This window comes from Actinoplanes sp. NPDC023936 (assembly GCF_040639325.1).
Classification (GTDB): Bacteria; Actinomycetota; Actinomycetes; order Mycobacteriales; family Micromonosporaceae; genus Actinoplanes.
In genome coordinates this window covers 279,357-301,108 of record NZ_JBEZZR010000002.1, presented here as the reverse complement: position 1 = coordinate 301,108, position 21,752 = coordinate 279,357, and the positions used below count along the sequence as shown (strand labels likewise).

Annotated in this window: 19 protein-coding genes; 6 read left to right on the top strand and 13 right to left on the bottom strand. The window is 65.0% G+C overall.

The window, feature by feature from the left end; translation table 11 throughout:
• Window position 1 precedes the first annotated feature (1 nt).
• From AB0F72_RS03720 to AB0F72_RS03710, 3 genes are all read right to left on the bottom strand, one after another.
• Window positions 2-982 carry a PD-(D/E)XK motif protein gene (locus AB0F72_RS03720; RefSeq protein WP_360424560.1) on the bottom strand — a complete coding sequence of 327 codons (981 nt, stop codon included), beginning with the start codon at window positions 980-982 and terminating at the stop codon, window positions 2-4.
• Complete coding sequence (locus AB0F72_RS03715; RefSeq protein ID WP_360424557.1) at window positions 979-2,502, bottom strand: ATP-binding protein; 1,524 nt, start codon at window positions 2,500-2,502, stop codon at window positions 979-981. The genes AB0F72_RS03720 and AB0F72_RS03715 overlap by 4 nt, the downstream gene beginning before the upstream one ends.
• Window positions 2,503-2,694: 192 nt before the next feature.
• A complete protein-coding gene (locus tag AB0F72_RS03710) occupies window positions 2,695-3,495 on the bottom strand; it encodes a hypothetical protein (protein WP_360424554.1) in 801 nt (266 codons plus the stop codon).
• Window positions 3,496-3,756: 261 nt separating this feature from the next.
• Between AB0F72_RS03710 and AB0F72_RS03705 the strand changes: the two genes are divergently transcribed.
• The gene (locus AB0F72_RS03705; protein WP_360424551.1) at window positions 3,757-4,638 is read left to right on the top strand and encodes an NgoMIV family type II restriction endonuclease; all 882 of its coding nucleotides are present in this window, start codon (window positions 3,757-3,759) and stop codon (window positions 4,636-4,638) included.
• A 229-nt stretch (window positions 4,639-4,867) separates the two neighbouring features.
• Here the strand turns inward: AB0F72_RS03705 and AB0F72_RS03700 are convergent, their stop codons facing one another.
• Window positions 4,868-5,788 (bottom strand): NgoMIV family type II restriction endonuclease, encoded by a 921-nt coding sequence (locus tag AB0F72_RS03700; RefSeq protein ID WP_360424548.1) that lies wholly within the window; start codon window positions 5,786-5,788, stop codon window positions 4,868-4,870.
• 219 nt (window positions 5,789-6,007) lie between these two features.
• Between AB0F72_RS03700 and AB0F72_RS03695 the strand changes: the two genes are divergently transcribed.
• The 5 genes from AB0F72_RS03695 (at window position 6,008) to AB0F72_RS03675 (ending at window position 15,253) form a co-directional block, all read left to right on the top strand.
• Window positions 6,008-7,465 carry a tyrosine-type recombinase/integrase gene (locus AB0F72_RS03695; protein ID WP_360424545.1) on the top strand — a complete coding sequence of 486 codons (1,458 nt, stop codon included), beginning with the start codon at window positions 6,008-6,010 and terminating at the stop codon, window positions 7,463-7,465.
• Between the two features lie 684 nt (window positions 7,466-8,149).
• Window positions 8,150-9,715 (top strand): hypothetical protein, encoded by a 1,566-nt coding sequence (locus tag AB0F72_RS03690; protein WP_360424542.1) that lies wholly within the window; start codon window positions 8,150-8,152, stop codon window positions 9,713-9,715.
• 263 nt (window positions 9,716-9,978) lie between these two features.
• Window positions 9,979-12,039, top strand: a complete 2,061-nt coding sequence (locus AB0F72_RS03685; RefSeq protein WP_360424539.1) for a TOPRIM nucleotidyl transferase/hydrolase domain-containing protein — start codon at window positions 9,979-9,981, stop codon at window positions 12,037-12,039.
• A complete protein-coding gene (locus AB0F72_RS03680) occupies window positions 12,036-13,964 on the top strand; it encodes an ATP-dependent helicase (protein ID WP_360424537.1) in 1,929 nt (642 codons plus the stop codon). Before AB0F72_RS03685 ends, AB0F72_RS03680 begins: the two co-directional genes overlap by 4 nt.
• 347 nt (window positions 13,965-14,311) lie before the next feature.
• The gene (locus AB0F72_RS03675; protein ID WP_360424534.1) at window positions 14,312-15,253 is read left to right on the top strand and encodes an abortive infection family protein; all 942 of its coding nucleotides are present in this window, start codon (window positions 14,312-14,314) and stop codon (window positions 15,251-15,253) included.
• A 222-nt stretch (window positions 15,254-15,475) separates the two neighbouring features.
• Here AB0F72_RS03675 and AB0F72_RS03670 read toward each other — a convergent pair whose 3' ends face one another.
• The 9 genes from AB0F72_RS03670 to AB0F72_RS03630 all read right to left on the bottom strand — a co-directional run bounded on the left by AB0F72_RS03670 (window position 15,476) and on the right by AB0F72_RS03630 (window position 21,565).
• Window positions 15,476-16,639, bottom strand: coding sequence for a site-specific integrase (locus AB0F72_RS03670; protein ID WP_360424532.1), 1,164 nt, complete (start codon window positions 16,637-16,639; stop codon window positions 15,476-15,478).
• A 111-nt stretch (window positions 16,640-16,750) separates the two neighbouring features.
• Window positions 16,751-17,041 (bottom strand): hypothetical protein, encoded by a 291-nt coding sequence (locus AB0F72_RS03665; protein WP_360424529.1) that lies wholly within the window; start codon window positions 17,039-17,041, stop codon window positions 16,751-16,753.
• A 10-nt stretch (window positions 17,042-17,051) separates the two neighbouring features.
• Window positions 17,052-17,795: a hypothetical protein gene (locus AB0F72_RS03660; protein WP_360424526.1), complete on the bottom strand. Its 744-nt coding sequence runs from the start codon at window positions 17,793-17,795 to the stop codon at window positions 17,052-17,054.
• A 2-nt stretch (window positions 17,796-17,797) separates the two neighbouring features.
• Window positions 17,798-18,136: a hypothetical protein gene (locus AB0F72_RS03655; protein WP_360424523.1), complete on the bottom strand. Its 339-nt coding sequence runs from the start codon at window positions 18,134-18,136 to the stop codon at window positions 17,798-17,800.
• 31 nt (window positions 18,137-18,167) lie between these two features.
• Complete coding sequence (locus AB0F72_RS03650) at window positions 18,168-18,527, bottom strand: hypothetical protein (RefSeq protein ID WP_360424520.1); 360 nt, start codon at window positions 18,525-18,527, stop codon at window positions 18,168-18,170.
• Between the two features lie 72 nt (window positions 18,528-18,599).
• Window positions 18,600-18,791, bottom strand: coding sequence for an AlpA family phage regulatory protein (locus AB0F72_RS03645; RefSeq protein WP_360425065.1), 192 nt, complete (start codon window positions 18,789-18,791; stop codon window positions 18,600-18,602).
• A gap of 260 nt (window positions 18,792-19,051) precedes the next feature.
• Window positions 19,052-19,441, bottom strand: a complete 390-nt coding sequence (locus AB0F72_RS03640) for a CPCC family cysteine-rich protein (RefSeq protein ID WP_360424517.1) — start codon at window positions 19,439-19,441, stop codon at window positions 19,052-19,054.
• Between the two features lie 236 nt (window positions 19,442-19,677).
• Entirely contained in the window at window positions 19,678-20,499 is an 822-nt protein-coding gene (locus tag AB0F72_RS03635) for a GIY-YIG nuclease family protein (protein WP_360424514.1), read from the bottom strand.
• Window positions 20,492-21,565: a hypothetical protein gene (locus AB0F72_RS03630; protein ID WP_360425062.1), complete on the bottom strand. Its 1,074-nt coding sequence runs from the start codon at window positions 21,563-21,565 to the stop codon at window positions 20,492-20,494. The genes AB0F72_RS03635 and AB0F72_RS03630 overlap by 8 nt, the downstream gene beginning before the upstream one ends.
• Window positions 21,566-21,752: the final 187 nt, after the last annotated feature.

Genomic DNA, 21,752 nt, shown 5'->3' with positions numbered 1-21,752 from the left:
CTCAGGTGTTCCCTTCTACGAAGCGGTCCGCCGGAGCCGGCGGCGTACCGGGCTGCAGCGAGGTGAGATCGACGGTGTAGTCGGCATCGACGATCAATTCGGGTCTGGTGCATCCGGCGTCGACGACGCTGCGGTCGAGGACGGGGAACCCGTCGTCGACCGCGTATGCGGCCGCAGGCGCCCGGAGTGCCAGAGCCTCGCGGTAGAGGGGCCGGTCACGGTCCCTCCAGCCGACCTGCGCGAGCATGGTGTCGAACCGGTCGGCCACCGGTCCCAGGGCATCGCGGATGTCGTCGACCAGTTCCGTCAGGGTGCGGCCGGCGGCCGGGGTCGACGAGGTCAGTTGCACCGACAGGACCCACAAGGTCGCGTCAGGGATCGGTTCCAGTTGCTCCAGGCCGGAGATCCGGTGGCGGCGCCGTTCGGTCCGGGTGGTCTTGACCTCGAAGCAGACGCCGGGGAACACGAAGTCGTGTTCGTGCCGGGTGAAGCCCCGCCAGGCGTCGAGGGCCGCCGCTGGCGGCATCGTGGCCAGGCAGGATTCGACGAATAGTAGTTCGCCGTACAGTCCGGTCTGCTTCTCCGGGGTGAGGCCGCGCGCGTTGCTGAGCAGGTCCTGGAACGTCGCCATGGCCGCCTGGACGGCTCTGCCGAAGCTCAGGCCCCGTAGCTGCATGAGGTCCGCCACGTCGCTGACGAGCAGATAGGCCTCCACGCCCTGGCCGCCGTGGTCGACGACCAGTTCCGACCAGGTCGCGCCTTCCGCTGCCACGGTCCGGGTGGTGACGTACTCGAGCCCGGCCACGTCCACGGTGGGCTCGGGTAGCCGGGGTGTGCGCAGGATGATCCGGCGCAGTCCGGGCTCGATGATGACACGGCAGTACGGTGTTCCCGGCAGGGTCAGCGCGGCGGGCACCGTCCCGGCGAGGTACTTCTCCAGGTCGTCGCGGGAGAGGTGGCGGCCGCCGGAGTCGGCCGTCACGGCCGGCCGCCGTTGCGATAGGTCTCCTCGACCTGCACCGCGGCGCTCAACACGGCGTCCCACATGTCGATGAAGTCCTTGTCCCGCGGTCCCCAGTGCTGCCCCTTGAACAATCCCTCCACCAGCAGGAAGACCAGCGTCTTGAGCAACGGCGCATCGCTCAGGCCTGTTTTCCCGCCGGTGAGCATCTGCCGGTAGTGCTGATTCAAGTACACGACGCGTTCCTCGCGCTCCAGTTCGAAGAACTTCTCCCGGGGCATCCGCCGCCACCGCATCTCGAGGGGCCCCTCGTCCTCGCGGATCGGGATCTCGGCGCGCATGGTCCGGCGGATCGCGTCGTGCAGGCCCTTCGACGGTTCGGCGATCGGTTGGCGGACCCGCTGCCGGCGGCGGGACTCGACGAGGACTGCTTCAGCCCGCTGAAGGTAGTCCTTGAACGACGTGGAAGCCGTCGCATCCGGCGAGGTGGCCGCCACGATCGCGTGCTGCAAATCGTGAGAGAAGATGATCCCGCTCTTCTCCGGGTTCATCCGCACCAGGCCCGCGATCGACGGGAAGTCGTCGATGACCACGCGAGCCAGCGCCCTGTTGCGATGGTCCGTGGTCACCTGATTCCAGCCGCCGGCCTGCAGGAGCCGGTCGTTGCGGTAGATGTAGAAGCCCTGGAACTCGGCCCCGTCACGGCCGTAGAGCCGGTACGAGGATCCACTCGAACGGGGCGGGACGACGTGGCACCGCACGCGGACGGTGTTCTCCCCGACGACGGCGACGAGATCCTGGGGGTAATCGGCGACCGCGGAGGCGGCGAACCCGAGAGGGTCGATCGGAGCGACCGCTTCCGGGGCACCACGTTCGTCGAGGTCCCGGTCGAATACCTCGAGTTCCACCCGGATCCGCTGGTCGGCCAGCAGGCGGTGATAGACGAGGCCGAGGTGCATGCGGAGCCGGGTCTTCGACTCGTCCAGCCAGTCGGTGCCGCCGGACACCGTGGTGCGCGGGAAGTGCGTGTCGGACCAGCGCACCACGGTGCCCGTCTCGGTGCCGAGCCGAGTCAGATATCCCGCCAACTCGGAACGGATGCTGTCGGGCGCGAGTACGTCGCAGCCGTAGTCCTGCTGGAAATCGCCTCGGTGCAGGCGCCGGCCGTGCAGATGGGCGCCGTCAGGGGTGGTCCAGACGGTCAACGTGTCGGCGTGGCTGAACGAGGCCGCCTTCAGGCCGACACCGAAGTGGCCCTGGGCGTCGGTCTCGTAGGCCCGTTGGCGGCCCAGACGCATGGCCTCGTCGACCTGATCGCCGTCCATGCCTCGACCGTTGTCGGAGACGGTCAACGCGGTCGGTGACCCGCCGCTCATCTCGAAGGCGATGACCACTCGCGTCGCTCTCGCGTCGATGCTGTTGTCGACGAGGTCCGCGACGGCGGACTCGAGTGTGTGGTGCATGCCGAGGCTCTTGACGAGTCCGGGATCCGGCACGAGGGTCTTACGTTCGAGCACGTCCGACTGGAGATCTGGAGTCACCAGAAGCAGCCTAGACAAGCCACACCGACACGACCGGTCGGCGCGGGTGGCGACATGTCCGCAATTCGGCGGCTGACCGGCGTCCGTGGGCGGCGGAAGGTACGAGGGGAAGCTCGTTCATTCGCCCGAGGACGCCTCGAGCGGATCGGCGCAGGCAGGACCACGGCACCTTCGGGGACCCCTGGATTCTCGTCAGGAGGCCACGGCCTCGGGGAAGTAGCGGTGGATCCAGTCGTCGACCTCATGCCGGCGGGGGATGTAGACCACGCCGAAGCTGTCTGCCGGGGGCAGCTCCATGTCGATGAAGGTGAACGGCGGGCGGCCTCCACGAAGGTGGTGCCGGGGTGTGCGTTTTCGGCCACCGTTCGTCGTCCGGTAATCCTGGTTGCCGATGTAGAGGCTGATGACCTTGTCGCCGGCCCATCCGTCGACGGCGAACAGCGCGTCGGCCAAGGGATGCTGCCGGGTCATGACACCGTGCGAGCGCAGATAGGCGTGGACCCACTGTTCGCGCAGGAAGGAGTAGTAGAAGTTGCCGATCCGCCATTTCATCGCGTGCCGGGCGATCCTCTCGGGGGTGCCGTCCTCGATGCAGGCAGCGATCGCTTGGAGAGCGGGCGTCCACAGCATGTGTCGGAACCGCGGCGATTCGCACTGCTTCTGGAACTCCTGATAGGTCGGGATGGTTCCGATGGCCTCCGTGATGAAGTGGAAGACATGGCTGACAGCGAACGGGCAGGTCCAGTCATTGATCGACCGAACGTCTTTCACGTCTTTCCTCTTCACTTCGCCGAGGGCGTGGTCGGTGGCGGCACACACCTCCTTGACCTCCTCGAGCGTCGCGGTGTTGACGACGCGGCTCCGATGATCGCGCACCGCATCGACGACGCCGTCGTCCCCGTGGCGTTCGACCCAGCGATTCACCAGCGCACGAGTATGAGCCGACCGCGCGAAGTGCCGCTCCACCTGCTCAGCCGTGACGACGTCGTTCACCCTTGAGCCCCCGCTCTCCGGAAAGTCGGATCACGGTCATCATCACTGACGGGTATGACAAAAATATCGACGCTCGACTAAGCCAGGTCATCGCCACCACAGCGACCTCGGCTAGGCGGCCCATATTCAAGAAGCCCTCTCCAGCCCTGCGGCCCGTTCAGGGCCGGGCGCCACCGAGCACGAATACGGCCGCGCCCACGCGTAGCTGTCCGCTTCACGGGTGAGTGCCTTCGACACTGCAGCGACGAGTAGCGTGTCCTGATGCCGGCCACGTTCTTGGATGCACTCTGCGGGTTCAGGTCCGATCCGAAGGACTCGGAGACGACCTCGTCGAACCCGAACACGTCGGACAGAAGCGACGCGATCTCGGTCGCCCTCGGGCGGATGCTGTTCGAGATCCTCGGCGTGCCCGCCGACCGCAAAGGCCCTACCAAGATCGGCGAGGCCATGGGTCACGAGATCATCGGTGATCTGGCGTCGCGGGTGGGTTCCGGGCTCGCGGTGGGTAGCGGTTCGGCGACCGGATTCCGCCAGTATTCGCATTTGAAGGCCTTCTCGGACTTCAAGCGCGACGTCGAGAAGTTCTCCGACTTCCAGATCCAGGAGATCGTCGACGCAGTCCGCGGACTCCCGTCGAGTCCCACCCGGGGGGACGTCCTCCGCAAGCTCAACCAGCTCAAGAACCGGCTCGACAAACGGAACACGCTGATCGCGCGCCTCCTCACCAACGCCCCGGAGGAGTCGCTGCTCGGCCTCGACGTGACGATCTCCGATATAACGGCGGAGGAGCCGCGGGAGCTCCGCACGGCGCTGTCGCTCAAGTGGAGTCTGCGTACGGACAGAGCGCAGGACTGCCTTTCCCAGGGCGCGAAACTGGCGAGTCTCCGGCGCGGAAGGATGCCGCACTACGGCGTCGTCACCATGGAACCGCGGCCGTACATGCTGGCGATCCTCTGCGACGGGTCCGGAGCTGTCGACTTCGTCTACCACCTGCACCTGGAAGCCGTCCAGGAAGCGGTGAAACGGCTGGCCCTCGAACGCGGAGACTCCGACCGCTGGCAGGGCGTAAGAACCCTGGAGCGACTGGTCGGTCAGGGAAGGCTTCGGGACTACGACGACCTCATCAAGGAAACGGCCTCCTGAGACCGCTGGGCTCTGTCTAGTCATCGTAGGCGGCGGCTATGAACTTCCAGCGCGCGTCGGAAGACACCAATACCTGCCAACGGGCGCTAAAGACAGGGGGTCGAGCCCCGGTTTTGCGGTCCGAGCCCGCCCGGCAACCCACACCCGTGCTACACCGGCGCAGCTGCACCGGGCATAGGCCGAGGACCTGTCCCGCCAGAGCCTGGCCGGTCAGCCGTGCGGAAAGCGCTCACGTGCGGCGCAGCGTTTCGATCAGCGTCGAGTAGGGCCGCATCCGGCCGCCGTCCACCATCTCGCGCCATTTGATCGCCTGCTTTGTGAGCCCGGTAAGCGTCGGCGACGGCAGGTCAGTCCGTGACACGAGGTTGTTGATCGCTTGGTCCATCACTTCGAATAGGAGGTGATAATTGGCGTCGATCTCACCTGTGCCGCGTGTCAGAGACTCAAGCCGACTGGGTAGCGGCTCGGCGGTCACCACTACGAGGTGCGGCAGTCGTCCACGCCTGTTCCTGATCAGAACGCCGAACTCGGTGCGCACGTTCTGCGCCCTGTCGGAGCGAAGCGTTAGTTTCGACGAGACGACCGCGTGGAGAAGCCGTTTCGAGTCGTCGGTCGGATCCGGTAGGCCGACCATCACGTCGGACTTGCCGTTGTAGTCCCTGGGTAACGATGCGAGAAATTCGGGGAACTCCTTCCGCAACTCCTTCATGGCGTCGCTCGCGGCAAGCTGTTCGAACCGTTGCATGTGAGCGAACTGCGCGAAGTCGTGGGCGACGTCCTTGCGGGTCACATACCAGCGACGGAGCGGTTCAGCGGAGTCGAGGGTTTCTCTGATTTCGGATTCCAAGCCCTTTTCCAGCGTGATGCCTTCCGAGGTGGGCACCGCGGCGTCGCCGGATTCCGGCTCGGTGTCCTCCAGTTCGAGTTCACCGAGGTCGAAGTCCCGTGTGACGGCGGGAGAGATGCCCAGTAGCCGGTAGATCTCCCCCGCGATGAAGGTGCTGGAGGCGCCGTTGAGGTCGGCGAGGTTCGGCCCGCACTCTCGACCGGCTTCATGGCCGAATGCCCGCCTGCAGACATCCTTGGCCTTCGTACTCTCAGGATCCGGGGTCTTCCAGCCAAGGCGTGCGAGAAACCAGTCGGGCACCATGCCATGCACCCTAGGAGATCCCATCTGGTCCGCAGTCAGCGAGTCGCTTCCAGCTCCGGCCATCTTCACCGGCATCCGCTACCGCGTACCTGTCCCCACCCCCTCATCGTCCTCGGACCCCGCGAGAGGCGACTTGACGTCGTCGGCGCAGCGAAGCGTGGATCACCACGACGGGATCAGAACGACCGCCGTCGACGACCACGTTGAACAGGGAGAACGATGAGTAGCGAAGGATCCATCATCAAACGGTGCGGCTGCAAAGACTCGGCCACCGGGAGACGACTCAACAGCGGCTGCCCGAAACTGCGCCGCCCCGGCGGCTCCTGGAGCACCACCCACGGCACCTGGGGCTACCAACTGGAACTCCCCGCCGCACTCGGACGCGGACGCCGGATACTACGCCGCAGTGGCTTCGACGACCGCGATGCCACCCGCGCCGAACTCGACCACGCCCGCGCGCTGCTCGCCTTGGCCGGCGATGACACCGGCCTCGCCGTGCAGATCAGTGACCTGCTGCAGGCCTGCAAGAACGGCATCCTGCTACCGGACCGGGACACCGTCGCCGACCGCGTCCGCGCCGGAGTCCCCGCCGCCGTTCCGACCACCACCGGCGAATACCTTCTCCATTGGCTTGCTGGACGGCGCGGGCTCTCACCAAAGACCATCCGCGGGTACGGGGACCATATCCGCTCCTACCTGATCCCGTACCTCGGTGACATCCCGTTGCAGAGTCTGCGGACCAGCCACATCGAGGTCATGTTCACCGCACTCGACGCCCGCAATGCACAGATCCGCACCAGCCGAGTCAGCACCGACCCCGCTATCCGCGACCAGTACCGCGGTGTCCGACCGATGGGTGCGTCCAGCATGATCCGGCTGTACGCCACCCTGCGGGTAGCACTCAACGACGCCGTACGCCGCGCCCGGCTCATCCCCATCAACCCGGCCCTGAGCATCGAACTCGAATCCGGCGCCCGCCCGAAGGCACGCGTCTGGACACCGAAGGCGATCGAGCTGTGGAAGGCCACCGGCGAGCGGCCCAGCCCGGTAATGGTGTGGCGACCCGAGCAGGCCGGACAGTTCCTCGACTACGCCCAACGCCACGACGCCGTGCTCTACCCGCTGTTCGAACTGATCCTGCACCGCGGCCTCCGCCGTGGTGAGGCCATCGGGCTCCGTGACTACGACGTCGACCTCAACGAGGCCTACCTCGGCATCGTCCAGCAGATCACCACCGTCGGCTACACCCCGGTCACCCGCAAGGTGAAGAGCGACGCCGGCGACCGGATCGTCCCGCTCGGCCCCACCACCGTCGCCGGGTTGACCGCATACCTTGAGATGCGCGGTCGCTGGCAGCAGGTCAGCGGTGACAGCTGGCCGGACACCGGGTTGTTCTTCGTGCGCCCCGACGGCCAGCCGTGGCATCCCCAGGCCATCAGCGACCGCTTCGACCATCTCGTCACCAGAAGCGGCCTACCTCCGGTACGGCTACACGACCTCCGGCACTGCGCCGCCACGTATCTACGCCACGGCGGAGCTGACCTGAAGGAGATCCAGGAAGTCCTCGGCCACTCCACCATCGGACTCACCTCCGACACCTACACCTCGGTCATCCTCGAGCTGAGGCGTCCGAACGCCGACGCGGCCGCCAACCTCATCCCCCGCGAAGTGGCGTAGCGGCTGTAGGAGGGAGGGGAGGGGCGGCGCATGACCGAAGGGTCTCGTCGCCCCAGCACGTCAGCTCACCAAGCGAAGATTCACGGCTGGAGGGCCCCTTCGTGTGCCCGAATAACGGCACGCCTGACCGCCTGGAGCACCGCAAAAGGCCAGGTGGAGAAGGGACATGGTGAGCATCACACTGTGGATAGACGCTGCATCCTGTGGATAGATCGGCCTGCCCGCCCGAGGGTCCGGCAGACCCCAACGAAGAGTCCGATAGAGCGCTCCCAGGCCCCTGACCAGGGACTACATTCTGTAACCGAATTCGGGCCTCCGCGAGGGCGGCGGAGTCTACAAGACGGGTACGACAGAAACGCTTTATCCACAATATCTACGGTGAGGACACAGGTTTTTCCACAACATCGTCCACAGGTTGGGGACGCGTAAACCGCAGCCATGCAACTTGGTTGATTGACTACGCTGCGCTCATGTCATACGGTCGGTGACGGTCCAAACGCGAAAGACCCCGACCGGTGTCGAGGTCGACGTCCCGGCCGGGGTCCCAAGCTGCTGTGGTAGGCGCTTCCGACCCTAACGAATCATTCACGCCCGTGATAGGGATCGTGAATTTTTTCATGGGCGGGACACTCGCGGCGGTCCGCCGCGCCCTGGTGAGAGTCACCGGGCGTAGAAGGGATCACCATGGGAAAGCCCGCCGTGGAGAGGTTCAGCGAGGTGTTCGGCGTCCAGAGGACGACCGCGGACGACTGGTTCGACCCGCTGCTGTCGGCCGACACGCCGCTGTGTGTCGACCCGTTCCTGATCTACCCGGATGCCGCCGTGCCATGGTTCGGCGCTCACGACCACATTCTCGACTTCTTCCAGATGGTGTTCGATCTGGTGGACGAGTCGAAGGGTGACGTCCGGTCGCTGGCCTGGAAGAAGGCGCAGCGGCTGCTGATGTTCCCGGAACCGGCCGAGTTCTGCCTGGGTCTGGCGAGGAACTCGCCGAACGGCTCCGGCGCCGGCCGCGGCTTGCAGGTCGGCATGTTGGAGGGTGTCAAGACCGCCCTCGGTCTCGGCTTCGACAACGTGCCGCACATCGAGATGCTCGCCCTGTTCCAGGGCGGCATGGGCCTGGACCGGATCAGCGACGCGGTCTGCAACGTCGCCAAGAGTTACTTCATCCGGTACACCCAGCAGGTCGCCCGTCGGCACGGAATCCCGATGCGGAGCGTCCGGGTCCGCAACGCTAGTTGGGACACGGCCGACGCCATGTGGCGTGACGAGGAGGTGGAGTTGCCGCTGAACCCGTTCGCGGATCGGCCCACCCCTGTGCTTCTGGTCCCGGAGCGGTTCCTGCGCGACATCCCGGTCGTGACGCCGGACGGCTTCTGGAAGTTCGCGTGGGGCGAGCACGCAGAGGCGCTGCGGCTGCACTTCAACTACGCCATCGCTCGGAAGGTGACCGCCGAGCAGAAGGCCCGGATGGCCCGCCAGAACCCGGAGATCGTGGCCGAGTTCCTGACGGCGCTCGAACGCGACGACCACCAGCCCTACAACGTCGCGCAGGATCGGCGGCTGCGGGTCCAGCCCTACGAGATGGGCCGGGAGATCGCCGCGAAGTCCGACGCGGTGTTCGTCCCGGAGGACCCGGCGCAGTTTCCCGAGTTCGTCGGCACCCTCGTGGAGATCTTCAAACACGGCATCGAACGGCAGGGCGACTGGCGACTGCTGTGGCACTGCGCGGTATCGATGCCGGAGAAGAAGGTGCAGGAGGTCTTCCGGCACTGCGTCCGGCACTACTGCAAGGCCAATGAGGTGGCGTTCGCCGGCGAGGCGGATCACGGGCGGGGCCCGGTGGACTTCGAGTTCGCCCGCGGATGGACTGCTCGGTCGCAGGTGGAGATGAAGCTGGTCTCCAGTTCGAAGTTCTGGGACGGCATCCTCGCCCAAGCGCCGGAGTACGCGATCGCCGCAGGGGTCCAGGTGGTGTACTTCGTCGGGATCGCTTATACCGACGCCGAGATGGCCGAGAGCGTCACCACCAAGGTGACGCGTGCCGCCGAGATCGCCTCCCAGCGGCACGGGGTGGACGTGCGCGCCGTCATCATCGACGCGCGGCAGAAGGACTCCGCCTCGACCATCAAGCCGCCGCAGGAGATGCGCGACGAGCTGCATCGCCAGGACCTCCCGACCGATGCCCCGGACATCGGTCCGGCGGGGCCGCGGCCGCCCCACGACTCCGGTGGCAGCGCCGCGGCATAGTCCTCACAGCCCACCGATGCCGCCACACGAGCACCTCAATCGTGGGCACGCGGGTCCCAGGTCCGGCAGGTCTTCATCCGCTCATGAACGCTGTGAGAAGAGGCGGCCTGCCGGATTTCACCGCTACCGCGTCCCTCGGATCCGCGATTGTCCGCCGACGCCGGCCCACGAAGCTGGATGGTTGACCCGAGCAAGCCACTCTGACGGCGCCTACGAGCTACCGCCCGTCATCCTACTTCGCCTCTTTGCCTGGAAAGTGAAGAATGTACGTCGAGAAGCTGGTGCTGCGAAACTTCAAGTGCTTCGGGCCGGAGCCCACCACGATCGAGCTCGGACCGGAACTGACCGCTTTGATCGGCACGAACGGCACCGGCAAGACCGCCGCCTGCCAGGCGTTGCTGCGGCTGTTCGGGATCACCGGGTCCGAGCGGGCGATACGAGTGGAGGACTTCCACGTTCCCGCCGGGGAGACCCAGCCTCCAAACAGCCGCGAACTGACGATCGAGGCCGTCCTGGCCTTCCCGGAACTCGATGAGGACGACCAGCACGCTGACGATGACCAACCCACGGGCATTCAGTCCGGTCTCGGCACCGACGTTGACGAGGAGGACGAGGACGAAGACGACGAGCAGCAGCACGAGGACGGCAGCGAGCGTCGGCAGCAGCGGCGGACCGTCAGCCGCCGGGTCGTGCCCGAGTTCTTCTCGCGGATGGCCGCCGACGACGACGGCGCCCTGAAGATGCGGATCGTGTTGAAGGGGACCTGGGACGACGACGGCACCGTGGACGGCACCATCACGGAGGACCGCATCGTCGTCTCCACGCTGGCCGAGGAATACGGTGACGATGACTACGCGCCGCTTCCGCCCGCGGAGCGCAGCCGTATTCAGGTGGTCTACATCCCGGCGTCGCGTGACGGTGCCCGGCAGGTGACCAACTTCCTGGGTAGCCGTGTGTGGCGGGCCGCGCAATGGTCGCCGGGCCTGCGTGACTTGGTGAGCGATCACGCTGCCGCCATGGAGGCTCAGTTCTCCGGTGAGCCGGTCGTCAAGGCCGTCGAGGACATGCTGGGAGCGCGGTGGCGCCAGCTGCACGACGCGGGCGCCCACGCCACCCCGAAGCTGCGGCTGCTCGACGACGACTTCGACCAGCTGGTACGACACGCCGAGCTGGTATTCGCGCCCGATCCCACCGGCCGCGACCGCCCCGCCCGGCAGCTCAGCGATGGCCAGAGGTCGCTGCTGCATCTCGCGTTGGTGTCCACCGCTTTGGATGTCGAAGCCGCCGTCTACGACCAGCGGCACGCCACGGACTTCACGCTGGACGCCGCTCAGCTGCCGAGCCTGACCATCGTTCTGGTCGAGGAGCCGGAGAACAGCGTCTCGCCGTTCTTCTTGTCTCGTATCGTCAACCAGCTGCTGGAGCTGGCTACGGATGCCGCCGCACAAGCAGTGTTGTCCAGCCACTGCGCCGGCGTGCTGACCCGCGTCGATCCGGAAAGCCTGCGGTACTTCCGCATCGACCCCACCACGGTGACCTCGTCGGTTCGTCCGATCCTGTTGCCCGCCGCCGGCACCAACGCCGGCAAGTTCATCCGGGAGGCGGTCCGGGCGCACCCTGAGCTGTACTTCGCGAAGTTCGTCGTCCTGGGCGAAGGCGACACCGAAGAGCTCGTCATTCCGCGCGTCGCCCGGGCCTCCGGCGTGGACCTTGATCCGTCGTTCGTCGTGGTGGTCCCGCTCGGTGGGCGGCACACCAACCACATGTGGAAGCTGCTCACCGATCTGGGCATCCCGCACGCGACGTTGCTGGACCTCGACTACGGCCGTGCCGGAGCCGGCCCGGCCCGGCTACGCGACGCCTGCAAAAGGCTCATCGCCAACGGCGCCGACCCGCTGAATGGCCTGTCGGACTACGCCGAGGCCGAGGACATCACCGACGCGCTGACCTTGAAGGACCTGTGGCCGATCATGCGACACCTGCGCCGGTTCGGCGTCTTCTTCGCTGCCCCACTCGACCTCGACTACATCATGCTGTCGCGGTTCTATCCTCAGTACACCCAGCGTGAGACCGGCGAGGCCGGCCCCAACGGATCCGACGCGTTGGCCCGCGTCATCGGCGAGAAGAGCCCTCGCGCGGAATTCTGGTCGGTGCCCAGGCGCGCTCGCCTCCTGCGGTGGTATCGCTACCTGTTCTTGAGTCACTCGAAGCCGAGCAGTCACCTGCGAGGGCTCAGCCGGCTCACCGACGACCAGATACGCGATCGCGCGCCGAAGGTCATCACGGCCCTGATCAGGCACATCCGCAAGGAGGTCGGCCTGTGAACCGACCCGACGCCCCGGTCCGGGCGACGCCCCGGCCCGCGACACTGATTCCCGCCGCGGACTGGCGGCCCATCGACATCGACGACCTCGAACCGGCCGCCTGGCAGGCCCTGCGCCACCCCGCGAACACCGCAGTCGTGGCGGGCCCCGGCGCCGGCAAGACCGAGTTCCTCGCCCAACGGGCCGCCTACCTGCTGCAGACCGGCATCTGCCCCTGGCCGCAACGCATCCTCGCGATCTCGTTCAAGCGCGACGCGGCGGCCAACCTCGGCCGACGGGTCACCACCCGGATTCCCGAACACGCCGACCGGTTCGTGTCCATGACCTTCGACGCGTTCACCAAGAGCTTGGTCGACCGGTTCGCGTCCGCTCTGCCTCCCGACTGGCGGATGACGGACGGCTACGAGATCGACTACGTCTCGGAACGCTTCCTCGAGGGCTTCCTCGCAGACATCATCCCCGCCGCCCCCGCATCCCTCTATCCGCAGGTAGCGGCGCTGCGGGCCAGCCGTTTCCTACCCGACACCATCGGCAACTGGAGCTTGCCGGCCACGATTCCCGCCGATGACCCGGACGACGCCACCGCCTACGCCGCGCTGCAGTGGTGGCATGACCGGTACCTCCGGCCGGGTCCGGCGAAGGTCGACTTCATCATGCTCAACAGGCTGGCCGAGCTTCTCGTGCGTTGCGTTCCCCAGCTACGGCGGGCCCTGCGCCAGACCTACCCCTTCGTATTCGTCGACGAGTTCCAGGACACCACCAGCGCCCAGTTCTCCTTCCTCGCATCGGTGTTCGCCGACGGGCCCACCCTCACCGCCGTGGGTGACAGCAAGCAACGCATCATGGGCTGGGCAGGTGCCCTTCCACGAGCACTCGAACGCTTCGCAGAGGCGTTCGACGCGGCCAGCTACCCGCTGCTATGGAACTTCCGCTCCAGCGACGAACTGGTGCGGGTACAACACATCGTCGCCACCAGCCTCGACCCCGCCGCGATGCCCGCGGTGTCGAAGGCCGACGGAAGCATCACCGACAGCCCGGCCGAGGTGTGGCGGTTCTCCAGCCCCAACCGGGAAGCCACCGTCATCGCCGATTGGATCGCTCGCGACATCGCGGTATCCGGCCGGGTTCCCGCTGACTTCGCCCTGATCGCACGGCAAAAGATCAGCGACTTCGAAAATCGGTTCCGTCAGTCGCTCGGCCGCTACGACATCAAGGTACGCAACGACGACATGCCGGTCGGCGCGATGCGACTGCAGGACCTGCTCAAACACGAAGTCACCCGCCTGCTGCTCGGGCTGTTGCGGCTCGCCGACCAGCCCCGCGGCCTGGCACGCGTATGGAAGGAGGTCCAGGCGACACTGGCCCGCGTCCACGGCGATGTCGGCGACGACGCGGGACAACGGCGTACCGCTGACCACCTCTCGACACTCACGATCTCACTACGAGATTGGCTCAAGAACACCCCGCCGGGAGCCAGCTCGGCCGTCGACTGCGTCAACTACCTGCTGGAGCTGCTCGGCGTCGACCTACTGCATCGCTACATTCGGTCAGCGGCGCCCGCCGACCGGCTGAACGTCCTCACCGAAGCCTTCCAAGCCCGGCTCGCCGCCGTCGCGCCCACAAGCACGGACTGGGCCGACGCGCTAGGGCAGTTCGAATGCGCCGATGCCGTGGTTCTGCTCACCGCCCACCGCAGCAAGGGTTTGGAATACCACACGGTGTTCTTCCTCGGCCTCGAGGATCGACAGTGGTGGGCCCACGCGCGCGATCCAATCGAATCCACCTCGACCTTCTTCGTCGGCCTGTCCCGCGCCGCTCAGCGGATCATCTTCACGACCACGCATCCCTACGCCCGCCAAGGCCAAATCGCTGACTTCTTCACCATGCTCGACGAGGCCGGCGTGCCCGAAATCGATCACGGCTGATCGCCAGCTTCGTTCCAGCAATCATGTAGACCCCTGGGTTAACGACAACTACCCAGGGCGACGACCAGCCTCTAACCCTCTCAGGCACGTCGGCAAGGCGTCTCCAAACCCTCAACTCCCCGAAGTCCGCAACCGACCACATCTGTCAACGCCCGACCGATAGTGCGAACCTGTGTACGCCCCGATTACACGGAGGTCATCGGACTAGTGAAGATCCTCGATGGATTTGCCGCTACGAGGACGTCGTATGCGTAGTCATCGGCAACGCGAGGGATCGCTGCCGGCCCTCCGGCGGCATGCGGATCTGCCGCGTTCAGCGCACTCGATCATGTGCGCTAGCAGCGACGATGCCATCAAAGATCGTTGCCACAAGCGGTAACGGCGAGACTCTTAAAACTAATTCCTCACTGAGACTCATCGAGATGTACCATCGCTTGACCAAAAGCTACGACAGCGTCACCGGAGGCTGCACGGTGTCTATCGCGAACAGCGAAGTAGGCGCGGTATTGGGCCGGTTCTTCTTCGGCGGAGCAGGCCCAAGCCACTCTGCGTTGACGTCAGCCTTCGCTCGCGCCGGCTACGCATCAGATGATCCATATGATCCACGTACCGCAACGCCGAACAAGCAACAGCGGGTGCAGGTGGTATTTCAGGCCGCCGAGCGTCACCCTGCCCGCGGGAAAGACCTTGTCGAGGCCATACTAAGCGCCCTCCGAGTTCATGGGTGCTTCGATACTCAGCGATCAGGCCACGCGGCCGATGACGTCCGGCAGGCACAAAAGACTTTGGCGCGCGCCGGCTGGCTTCTCGATGAAGACGGACATCTATCACCATTGGTAGTCGATGTATCTACCGGAGGGCGCGAGGCCCTAGACGAGCAGCTCAATCGGCTGCGCCGTTCGACAGATGACCCCGCGCTGCTGATCGGCACGGCAAAGGAACTACTGGAAGCCGTCGCCAAATTCGTACTGGAGGAATTTTCGTATCCCTTCAGCGAGAAGGATGATTTCGGGAGTTTGTGGTTCCATGCCCGTGACCGTTTGGGCTTGCATCCAAGGCAGGTCCCCGACGACACACCAGGCGCCAAGAATATCAAGGCAATCTTGCAGAGTACTTGGACGATCGCGGAGTCGGTCAACCAGCTTCGCAACCTTCAAGGAACCGGGCACGGTCGCACTCTGCCAACCGGCGTAACTGCCGACATGGCCCTACTAGTAGTGCGCGAAGCATGCTCCGTCGCGGAGTTCATGCTTGGAAGCTTGGACCGAACCTTCGGACGTAGAAACTAGGCAAACCCACGCGCTCCAGGGGTTCGCCGATCACTTTTCGTATCTCGTGCGGCAGCCGCCGTTCGTGAGGTGACCTCGGGTCCCCGCGGATGATGCGGCCCGCAGTGAAGGGTCCACGCTCCACTGTCACACTGGCGGGACCGCGCGGGCCGACTGCACTGGGTTTCCTCGGCTTCCACTGTCTTACAGGATTCCGGTTAGCTATCCGCCCTGGGGTCTTTCTCATTGACGCTCACCTCCGCCAATCAGGATTTCCAGTGCATGGCTGACGTCGGGGGCGGTCGAGGGCTTCTGCATGTAGAACTTCTTGGTGATGCTCTCGTCGACGTGCCCGAGCTGGGCGGCGGCTTCGGTGACCAGGCCCTGTCCGCTTAATACGGTGGCGACGGTCTTGCGGAATACGTGGGGGCTCACCCATTTGAGATCAGCCTGCCGTTGCAGGGCGCAGCGTAGCGAGCGGCGCATGTTGTCCGGCTGTACGAAGGTGCCGGTGCGGCTGGCGAAGAGGGGATCGTCCTGGCGATGGGGTTCCTCGGTCTGGCGGCGGCTGAGCATGGTCAGGGCGAAGGTGGGCAGGTGGATTGTGCGTTGCCCGGCGAGGGTCTTGGGGAATTCCTGACGTTCCCAGCCGGTGTTCTTAAGGAACACCATGGTGCCGGCGACGGTGAGAGTTCGGGCATGCAGGTCGATGTCCTGCCAGCGCAGGGCGCAGGCTTCGCCGATACGGCAGCCGGTGGCCAGGAGCAGGTCAAACAGGTCGGTGCAGGCGCGGCTTTTCCTAGGTCCGACGGCTTTGGTGGTGCGCCACAGGTGTAGGGCGTGGCGGACCCGTTGGATCTCGTCGAAGCTCATGGCTTGAACGATTTTGCGTGGTTTTGGTAGGCGGCCGACGTCGCGGACCGGGTTGGCGGGGATTGCACCGTGGCGGACGGCCAGACTGAACATCTGCAATAGGGTGCCCTTGCAGCGCTGTGCCCCGGATGGATGAGATCTGGCGAGGGTCTTGAGGTAACGGTCGAGCGCACCGACCGTGGCTTCCCGGATGGTCATGTCCCCGATGGCGGGCAGGATCCAGTAGTGCAAGTTGTTGGCGTAGTGGTCGACTGTCTGTCGTTTGATTCGGTCTTCGATGAGGATCTCGTCGATCCAGGCGTCGGCGAGTTGTTCAACAGTCGTGTCTGGAGTGACTTCGCCGCTGACGTCGCGGGGCGCGGCTCGTAGGCGGTCGAAATGTTCATGCTCGCCGCGCAGCGCATTGCACAGCACTTTATGGGCGCCTCCGAGAAGACGTCGTTGCTCATCGGTGAAACCGTGAGCGCGTCTGGCGAGGGTAACGCTGGCTTTGAGTAGGTGCATGTGAGCAGGGCTCAGGTTTATGAGTGCCACTCAGGCAAATTAGCCGCTCGTGAGCAGTGCAAATAGCCGCTTGGAAAGATGATCACGGTCAGGAGCTACCTGGCCGCCTTCACCGCGGTAGGCAAGCGAGGGCTTGCCTTCTCAGAGGTCGTGGTCCGCGTTGAGGTGCTCGTCGGCCCTCTTGAGATCGGCCGCGCAGTCGTCGGCTTCACGTTGGCGTTCGTCGTCGCTGAGGCTGTCGTACCACTGCGTGAAGTCGGCAAGATTTTGGGTTAGAGCCTCGGAGTATGCGGGGAAGGACATGCCGTCGGCCAAAGTGATGTTGCCTCGGAAGACCTGGTCGGACATCTCGCGGAGCAGCTCGTTGTCGCTGTGGTCGGCGAGATGCTGCAGGAACCGGTGGGTGACCTCGTTCTCGGTGCTCTCGTTCACGGAGCCTGCCTCACGCAGCCGATGACGGATGCTGGTAGGCGGCGTTAGGAAGCGGATACCGGGAGAGGGCACCGGTGTCGGCGGACCAAGACTGGATCATGCCGGCGAGCATCATGATGTCGTTGTACCCGGTGCTGATGATCAGCTTAAGGCGGGCGCCGAGCATGTAGATCTTGCGTGCCTGGTAGGCCGCGAACGCATAGCCCGCCACGGCGCCGACCCCGGTCTCGATGGCGGCAGTCCCCGCCGAAGCACCGATCACCCCCATGATGGCGGCGTCGCCCATGTCTTTCAGGATGCCGGAGAACGACTCGGCGATCCGGAATGTGCCCTCGGCCGCCTTCTGGTAGGACTCGGCCAGGTCGGTCAGGCTCTGTCTCTGCTCGCTGAGAGTGGCACCGAGTTGCGTGAAGTAGACGTACGCGGCTTCCGACGCGTTGCCGTCCCACTGGTTGTCGAGGTCGAGATTCCCGCTGGCGGTGTTGATCCCGATGTCTTGCAGGGCGTCGCCGAGGTTGGAGATGGCGCCGGCGGCCTTCCAGATGGTCTCCCAGTCACCGCCGAAGACCTTCGATGCCTCGCCGACCACGTCGTAGCCGGCGGCTTCTTTGATGAAGGCGTTGATGACGTGTGTGGGGCTGAACCAGTCGAACAGGGAGCCGGGGTGCGAGAACGGCTGGTCGAGAACTTGTTCGGTGCGGGCGCCGGGTTCGGTCAGGTGAACGGTGGGGTCCCGTGGCTCGGTGAATCCCATGCTCAGCTGACTCCGGCGATGGGGCGCTGCACGGCGGTATAGCTCTGGTCCAGCCGCTTAGCGGAGTCCGCGTCGGTGCCTTCGTAGTGTGTGGCGGCCGCGAACAGGGCTTGGTGCGAGACATCCAGGATGTTGACCAGGTGGTCGAGCAGTTTGCCGAGTTCTTGGCGGACTCCGTTGTGCGCGTACCCGATGGGGTTGAAGAACCCGCCCTCGAGGCCGGGCTCTACCTCGGGGAGGTGTGTAGAGAAGTAGTTCTTGCACTCGCGCGCGTCGTCCCGTGCCCGGCTCAGCATGAAGCCGTAGTGGCGGATGGCTTCTGGTTCGACCTTCAAGGTCACGTTGTCACCTCTCTGGCTACTTCAGCGAGGGCTAGACGATTGCGGCGCGGATACCGAAGATCAGAATGACACCTAGAATGATCAATCCCGCTCCGACGCCAACGCGTTTAGCAGAACGCTTCGGTTCCTTCGTGAAGATGCCGAGCGCGGTTACCACGACGCCGATGATGATGAACGGACCGGCGACGACACTCGGCAAGATGGGGTAGGCGGGGCCGCCCGGCTTGCTCGCCAGCAGCGAAAACATCAGCAGTGGAGCGATGCCGCACATGATCAGGAAGGCGCCTGTGTAGCGGCGCAGCTCCCCGCCCGCGTCGACATAGCTCATCTCATGGGGTTTCTTCGCAGGCGGCATGCCATCGACATTAGCGAACGTCTTGTCGGGAGTCACAGCCTTACCAACGCCCGTGGAAGTCGGATGGTTGTCAATTAAGTCCGGATTCTCACGGGACAGGTTTTCTTGCTATTCGCCCTCTGTCGTTTCGGCGATGTCGGGCCGATGTTCGGCGATCCACGCCTCGACGTCCTCGGCCAGCCAGACGTTGCCCATCTCCAGCTCAGCGACCGGTTCCGGGAAGTTGCGGCGCTGCGTCAACTGGTAGATGCGGGTGCGTGAAAGGCCACCGAGACGGCGGCCGATCTCGGCTGATCCCATGAGTTTGATGTCGCGTTTGTTCGCTGGCACAGCATGGACGTTAAGTGCGCAGAAACTGTTCCTCCGTGCATTCACGCTAGAACTGCACGCACGCACTGCACGCACAAATCGGTGGGTGTCCACGCCGGGCAAGCGAGCTAGCTACCGGCGTACTGCCACGCCACTGACCACCGCCGCGACCAATCCGAGCGAGCGTCCAGGTCACCGCGTACGCGATCGAGCCCGCCCAGCAGCACGACCGACTCGTAGGCTGATCGGCCTCAACCGCCTCGACGCCAGGATCCGGTGTCGCGATACCGCCACCAGTACAAAACCATGCCGTCGTCAGGCCCTGGAACGTCCTGTCGACTCCGAGGTTCGAAGCGGTCCCGCTCCACGTCGATACGGCGCCAGTTCGGATCCAGCGGCTCGTCATCATGAGGCGGCCGAACCTTGGCCACGTACCGCTGCTCGCACGCTCCGAACACGGTGAAGTTCGCCTGGGCCTCAATCAGTGACGGCCAGTTCGCGCCGCCGGCCCAGTCGGGCCAGCGCAGCTGAACCTGATCGTCTTCCCAGAAGCACACCGGGCAGATGTCATACGAGCCGGGCGGCTCGCCCATGCTCAGATGGCCGCAGCACACGCACGGGAAGGCCAGCATCACGGCCATCCTGCACCACGCCGACGTGGCCGCCCAGCGAGCCCTGGAGCTCGACAACCTGACCGCGATCAAGAAGCATGCGGACCTACCACTCGGCGCCGAGCTGACCGAAGTGGGCGACCAGAGATTTCTTTCGGTCTCCTTGCACAGGGTGGGCGAGCCGTTGATGAGCACCCGGAAATACGATGGTCCCGACATGTTTGATGCGTCGTCGGCCGCGCCTGGCTTACTGCCGCCCTGCTGGCTCAGAAGAGAGAACCTTCCGGCTCCTCCTTGAAGGCTTCCCCCCGGTTGTCGCGCTGAAGTTCTTCATCGAGGCCCTGTGTCAGCGCGCCGAGGCGTCGCCGGGTGATCTCCTCGAGTCTCACCGCCTGGAGGGCGAGCGTCCGGCGCAGTCCGAGTGAGACCCGGCGCTCACAGGCGATCTTGGCGAGCTGTGACATGGTCTGCACGCGTCGCGCGATGCGGACATCCGGATGATTCCGATCGGGGAACACCTCATCCGGAACGATCACGCCGACGAGAGGCTCGGGAATGTCGACGATCGCCGACGGCGCGACGAGTCCCTCGTTCAGAAGCGCGTGGAACGAGCTTTCACTCACCAGCCGCTCGTAGACGGTGTACTCGTATGGATCCAGCGCCGGCTTTCGCTCCCGTGCCGGCATGTCGCCGATGTGCGGCAGAGACCAGAGCGCCACTTCCCGGACCTCGAACGGATCCAGGACGGACTTCGCCACCGCGTCCGAGCGGCCCGCCGTGAGGTGCCGTCCCAGGCGAACCGCGAACCCCTCGGTCGTCTGGCCCACATAAATGGGCTCCCCGTCGTAATCGTAAAATGCGTAGATCCCGGCCTTCGACTGCCCTATGGATTGCGCGGGCCGCTGCGGATCCGGCCTCCGCATCAGCGCCGTGATGGCCTCGCGAATCAGTTGTGCGTCCCGGGGCAGTAATGCGCTCGCCATGGCCGCATCGACCGGAAGCGACACGGACAGTTCCCTCTCGGGGTGCCGGCGGTGGCGAGCCTCGCCCGGAAGAAGTTCCGGCGTGAAGCCATTCTGATCAGACATGACGCGCCTTCCTAATTTCCGAGGAAACGGATTTCATGTATTCCTCATAGGAGGATGACTTCCATATTTTCTCGAACGTGGCCCGGCCCTCCGCCGCGCCCATCTCCGAAATTTTGAAGAGCATCAGGTACAAGAGTGGAGTCGTGACGGTCAGGGCCGGGGTCTCGCCTCGGTCGCGGGCTCGCAGATAACGCTTTTCCATCAGGCTGTAGAGAGCCTCGAAGTGACTCGCGAGAAGCTCTTCAAGGTCGCCCAGCATGCGAATGCCCAGTTCATTGAGGTTCACCACGAGCCGGTTCAGTGCGGCCGGCTCGGAGGGGCTGATCGTGACTGCATGGGCGTGTGCAAATCGCTCGTTGAAGCGCAGCATCGTCGCCCGCTCGATGTAGGCGGCCAGGGACGCCGGAGAGATCGGCTCGTCCATGAGAGGCACCTCGTCCGCCGGCGCACTGCCTGCTCGAGGTGCCCCCAGTTCGCTCCTGAGCGCGCAGAACTGCTGGTCAACCAGCTCCAAGGTGCCTGCCAGCATGGAAAATTTGCGCCGATACATGTCGGGCACGTCCCCGGCGGACTTGTAGCCGAGGTCGTGCTCCACCTCTGCCCAGGCATGCTGCAACATCGACCTGATCTGCACCTCGAACGAGATGCCCGCATGCTGGCGGTACTCGGGCATGGCCAAGCGTTCCGGGGTCAGGCTGAGAACATAGTGCAGTGACATGTATCCAAAACGGTCTGCCTCATGCGACTTCCGCTTGTCGATCGAGTTCGCCTCGTCTACGACGAATTCGTCGTTCAAAGCTTGCGCGATGCGGTCGACCTCGTCACTGAAATACGTGATGACGCGGACTCCGAGGACATCAGTCAGGCTTTCCAGACCGTACGTGGGATTCGTTGCGCGCTTCTTCGTGATTTTTCTGGCCGCGCTGTTCCGGTCCTTGACTCTATGCTTTATTGAATGAGGAGTGACATCGACCTCACTGGCCAGAGTCGAGATGATGCCGGAAACGCGTACACCAAGATCATCTAACCCGCGGGCCCGTTCCATCCATTCCTCGTCGCTGAACACAGTCAACTCAGACTCCGCGCATCCGATGCAGATAGTCAAGACTGTTCGGATTATCCAACACACACTCTCCCGGCGGCTCGGCAGGGCTCGATATCGCGGCGCTATGTCGGGCGGCGGCGACAAGGTATCCAGGACGACGACGCCCATGACGGGTGACGTCGGCAGTCGTCACGTGGCCAGAGTCAGC

Bases quoted from the DNA above. Each gene is read 5' to 3' on its own strand.
- AB0F72_RS03645 (WP_360425065.1), bottom strand. From the start codon at position 18,791: ATGGGATCAGCCGAGATCGGCCGCCGTCTCGGTGGCCTTTCACGCACC.
- AB0F72_RS03695 (WP_360424545.1), top strand. From the start codon at position 6,008: ATGAGTAGCGAAGGATCCATCATCAAACGGTGCGGCTGCAAAGACTCG.
- AB0F72_RS03660 (WP_360424526.1), bottom strand. From the start codon at position 17,795: ATGGGATTCACCGAGCCACGGGACCCCACCGTTCACCTGACCGAACCC.
- AB0F72_RS03635 (WP_360424514.1), bottom strand. From the start codon at position 20,499: ATGTCTGATCAGAATGGCTTCACGCCGGAACTTCTTCCGGGCGAGGCT.
- AB0F72_RS03700 (WP_360424548.1), bottom strand. From the start codon at position 5,788: ATGGTGCCCGACTGGTTTCTCGCACGCCTTGGCTGGAAGACCCCGGAT.
- AB0F72_RS03675 (WP_360424534.1), top strand. From the start codon at position 14,312: ATGCCATCAAAGATCGTTGCCACAAGCGGTAACGGCGAGACTCTTAAA.
- AB0F72_RS03705 (WP_360424551.1), top strand. From the start codon at position 3,757: ATGCCGGCCACGTTCTTGGATGCACTCTGCGGGTTCAGGTCCGATCCG.
- AB0F72_RS03640 (WP_360424517.1), bottom strand. From the start codon at position 19,441: ATGGCCGTGATGCTGGCCTTCCCGTGCGTGTGCTGCGGCCATCTGAGC.
- AB0F72_RS03685 (WP_360424539.1), top strand. From the start codon at position 9,979: ATGTACGTCGAGAAGCTGGTGCTGCGAAACTTCAAGTGCTTCGGGCCG.
- AB0F72_RS03690 (WP_360424542.1), top strand. From the start codon at position 8,150: ATGGGAAAGCCCGCCGTGGAGAGGTTCAGCGAGGTGTTCGGCGTCCAG.